This window comes from Anaerococcus sp. NML200574 (assembly GCF_026131665.1).
Classification (GTDB): Bacteria; Bacillota; Clostridia; order Tissierellales; family Peptoniphilaceae; genus Anaerococcus; species Anaerococcus kampingae.
The window spans coordinates 1-3,917 of the sequence record NZ_JAMXSM010000053.1 but is presented as its reverse complement, the minus strand read 5'-3'; the positions used below and the strand labels follow the sequence as shown (position 1 = coordinate 3,917).

Annotated in this window: 4 protein-coding genes; 1 reads left to right on the top strand and 3 read right to left on the bottom strand. The window is 41.7% G+C overall.

The features are described 5' to 3' along the window. Positions 1–873 precede the first annotated feature (873 nt). Genes NH286_RS10485 through NH286_RS10475 form a run of 3 tightly spaced genes read right to left on the bottom strand, consistent with a single transcriptional unit; the run spans position 874 to position 2,371 of the window. Entirely contained in the window at positions 874–1,419 is a 546-nt protein-coding gene (locus tag NH286_RS10485; RefSeq protein WP_265238740.1) for a tRNA (mnm(5)s(2)U34)-methyltransferase, read from the bottom strand. Beyond that, positions 1,419–1,970: an ImmA/IrrE family metallo-endopeptidase gene (locus tag NH286_RS10480; RefSeq protein ID WP_265238738.1), complete on the bottom strand. Its 552-nt coding sequence runs from the start codon at positions 1,968–1,970 to the stop codon at positions 1,419–1,421. Before NH286_RS10480 ends, NH286_RS10485 begins: the two co-directional genes overlap by 1 nt. Beyond that, positions 1,970–2,371 (bottom strand): helix-turn-helix domain-containing protein, encoded by a 402-nt coding sequence (locus NH286_RS10475; RefSeq protein WP_106460977.1) that lies wholly within the window; start codon positions 2,369–2,371, stop codon positions 1,970–1,972. Before NH286_RS10475 ends, NH286_RS10480 begins: the two co-directional genes overlap by 1 nt. 141 nt (positions 2,372–2,512) lie before the next feature. Between NH286_RS10475 and NH286_RS10470 the strand changes: the two genes are divergently transcribed. Next, positions 2,513–3,754: a DNA polymerase IV gene (locus NH286_RS10470; protein ID WP_265238736.1), complete on the top strand. Its 1,242-nt coding sequence runs from the start codon at positions 2,513–2,515 to the stop codon at positions 3,752–3,754. The last annotated feature ends 163 nt before the right edge of the window (positions 3,755–3,917 follow it).

Below are 3,917 nucleotides of genomic sequence, written 5' to 3'. Positions count from 1 at the left end.
GATCCATGGATCCTTAGGTTACTTGCCACCAGTTAAATATAGACATTTAAGATTAAATAGATATTATTAGTTAATCTTAAATTAGTACGTTCGATTTTAGATTGTACAAATAGGTGTTGACAATCCAGTGAAAATAAACCTGTGCTTCGCCCATAGTAAATAATAACATCAAAGCATTTCTAATAGGCTTCTCCACTACGGTCGAAGCAAGGGAGACGGTAGCTTTTTTACAAAAAGCTTCTATTAATCTCGCTTTGCTCGACCATTTTGCTCTGCATCAGACCTACCACCATCCATTCTATGAATGGGGTTAGGTCTTCGCATGGAGGCCGCTCAGCTACGGCATCAAGCTTTCCATCAAATCACTTCGTAATTTGGGACAAGCATAGACATGAGCCGCGGGGGATTTTCTTTCTCGCTTCGCTGCGAACCGCTTCGCGGGACTCCTCAGCTACGGCATCAAGCCTACCAACCATTTGCTTCACAAATGGGGTTAGGCATAGATATGCGCCGGAGGGGCGTGACCCTTGTCTCGAGCGAAGTCGAGAGACCTATTACGAAAACTAAAATCCTAGCACAAACTCTAGAACGAGATGTTATTATATCCGAAGGCTTGTGAAAATAAACCTGTGCTTCACCCATAGTAAAAAAGATCACCTAAGTGGTACTAATAGGCTTCTCCACGTTGGTCGAAGCAAGGGAAGTAGTGGGAAGCTTTTTTATAAAAAGCTTCCTTCAATCCTCGCTTGCTCGACTCTCTTTCTACTAACCATGCCTTCTAACTATTTGTTTCATAAATGGGGCGTAGTTTCCTGTATTTGTTTATTTTCCCACAAAAAAATAGCCAATAGTCAGTGTTTTTACTGCTTTTGGCTATTTTTCTTTTTCTATTACTAGGATGTAGGGTGGGTTGTTGGGTCTGTTGGTGTAGGTTATTTTTAGGATGGAGTAGGTCTTATTGTCTAGGCTTTCTAGGTAGCTTTCTAGGCTTTGGCTTTCTTTTCTTCCGGCTGGGTGGCCTGGGTAGATTGTTAGTATTATGCGGCCGTCTTTTTTTATAAGCTTTAGGGCCTTTTCTAGGCTTTTTAGGGTAGTTTCTGCCTTTGTTGTTATGTTTTTGTCTGCTCCTGGCAAATAGCCTAGGTTGTAGATTATAAGGTCTACAGGGTCTTTTATATATTTATCTATTTTCTCATGGCTTGCTAGAATGAAGGTGAATCTTTTATCTTCTCCTATTAGGGCCCTTGTTTCTTCTTCGGCTTGCTTTTGGATGTCAAAGGCTGTGAGGTTTTCTACTTGTGTGTTTTCTAGGATGAATTTGCTGTCTTTGCCTGTACCTGCTGTCATGTCGATGGCTTTTTTTATGTCTTTTTTATCTAGGATTAGGTCTTTGACTAGGTCGACTATTCTTTTGGCCATTAGCAGCACTCCATGTTTTTTAGGTCTTTGCCGTCTATATTTCTGAAAAAATCGGCACTGGTCGGGTTTTCTTTTCTGATGGGCATACCCATCCTGTGCATTTCGTTGAGTTTGAAGATCATGAGGTTGACGTTGACATCGTACATGCTTGCTAGCTCGTTGTAGGTGTAGCCTTCTTTGACATCTTCTAGGAGGTTTTTCTCATCTAGGAGAAGATGGGCTGCGAAGATATTTGCTTCTAGCTCCATTTCGTTGTTTATGTCAAAGATTTGGTATTCTACCATGCCTTCTGCTGCGTAGGCCTGGTGGTAGATGTCATGGCCTAGCTCGTGAGCAAAGACCATGTTTAAGATCCTGTAGTCTACGTTTGGGTTGTAGAAGACGAAGCGGGAGTTTTTGATGATTTTGTACATGCCTAGAAGTTTGGTGTCACTTTTGAAGGCTATGAGGTGGACTCCACGCTCTTTTAGGATTTCTTTGGGATTTCTGCTGTCATGTTTTTTGATTAGGTCAAGGGTATCCTCATAGATTTGATCGTATGAGTAGGTCATTATTTATCCTTTAGTCTACCGTGCTTTTTGTTTTCTTGTCTAGCTATATAGTAGGCTTCTGAGATTGCATCTAGGATGGCTTTTTTGTCTTCTTCTGGGATTTCTCCTCCTGCCATGAGTCCTACTACTCCGTCTACCAGCTCTCTTGCTTCGACGCCAGCCTTTAGGCCGTAGTTTTCACGGGCTGTGAGGACGAAGTCCTCTTCATCGGTGACTAGGTAGTCGTGGCTAGTGTCTAGGGACTTTGCTAGTAGGTCGTAGGTCTTTCTATATCTAGGCTTGGACAAGCCTAGTTCATATCTGGAGATGGTCTTTAGGGAGACATCTACCATGTCTGCTAGCTCTTGTTGGGTTAGTCTTTTTTCTTCTCTTAGCTTTTTTAATTTGGTGGCGAAACTCATTTTCTCTCTCCTTCTAGACTCTTAGAGTCTAATGTTTTTATTCTATGCTTGACAAAGGACTCTTATTGTCCTATAATTATCTTAAGTCATTTATTGTCTTAATTATACATTAATAGTCTATGAAATTCAAGAGGAGTTGTTATGAAAAGAATTATCCTACATTCAGATATGAATGCCTGCTATGCTTCTATAGAGGCTAAGCTTAATCCTGCCCTTAAGGGCAAGGCTATGGCTGTGGCTGGCAATCCTAAAAATAGAAATGGTATCATCCTTGCCAAAAGTCAGAAGGCTAAGGAGATGGGGGTTAAGACTGGCGAGCCTATTTGGCAGGCCCTTACCAAATGCAGGGACCTAATCCTGGTTCCTCCTCAATATGACCAGTATCTTAAGCACTCAAAGATGGCCAAGAAGATTTATTATGATTATACAAATCAGGTGGAGTCTTTTGGCCTTGATGAGTGTTTTATAGATGTATCTGGCTCTACCAAGCTTTTTGGGTCAGGTCTTGATATAGCTAGGGAGATTTCTAGGAGGATGAAGGAGGAAGTGGGTCTTACCGTAAGCATTGGCGTGTCTTTTTGCAAGATTTTTGCCAAGCTTGGATCAGATATGAAAAAGCCTGATGCCATCACTACTATTAGCGAGGATAATTGGAAGGACCTTGTGTGGCCACTAGCTGTCGAGGAGATGGTCGGCATAGGAAGGGCGACTAAGACTAAGCTTAATCGCATTGGAATTTACACATTAGGAGAGCTTGCCAATGCTCCTGTAAGCTTTTTAGAAAACTTGCTCGGGGTAAATGGGGTCTATCTTTGGACCTATGCCAATGGCAAGGATGCCCGTCCTGTAGTAGATATCAACCACAGGGATATAATTAAAACTATTGGCAATTCCTCTACCTGCAGGAGTGATCTAATAAATAATGGCGAGGTTAAAAATGTCCTCCAAGAGCTGAGCTTTTCGGTATCAAGAAGGCTAAGGCAAGCCGGTCTTGAGGCTGGTGGGGTGGAAGTCTTTGTCAGAAATAAGGACTTATTTTCCCAGACCTTCCAGAAAGAATTGCCCTTAAACACCCAATCTTCCATAATCCTTGCCAAAGAGGCTCACGAGCTTTTTATGGAAAAATACGACTGGGATACGCCAGTCAGGGCTGTGGGAATCAGGGCCATAAGGCTGATGAAAGAGGAATCTGGCAGCCAATTAGATATGTTTTTAGACCATGAGAAGTATTTTAAAAGCGAATCCTGCGACAAGGCCCTTTATGAAATCAGGAAAAAATATGGCAAGGATGCCATAAGCTTTGCAGCCCTCACAAGAGACATTAAACTTCCAAAAGAGATAAATGAGATAATAACTTTGCCAGCTAGGCATTTTAATAGTTAGAGACAAGCCCCCGCGGCTCATGGAGCGGCCTCCATGGAATTGGATTGTCAACACCTATTTGTACAATCTAAAATCGAACGTACTAATTTAAGATTAACTAATAATATCTATTTAATCTTAAATGTCTATATTTAACTGGTGGCAAGTAACCTAAGGATCCATG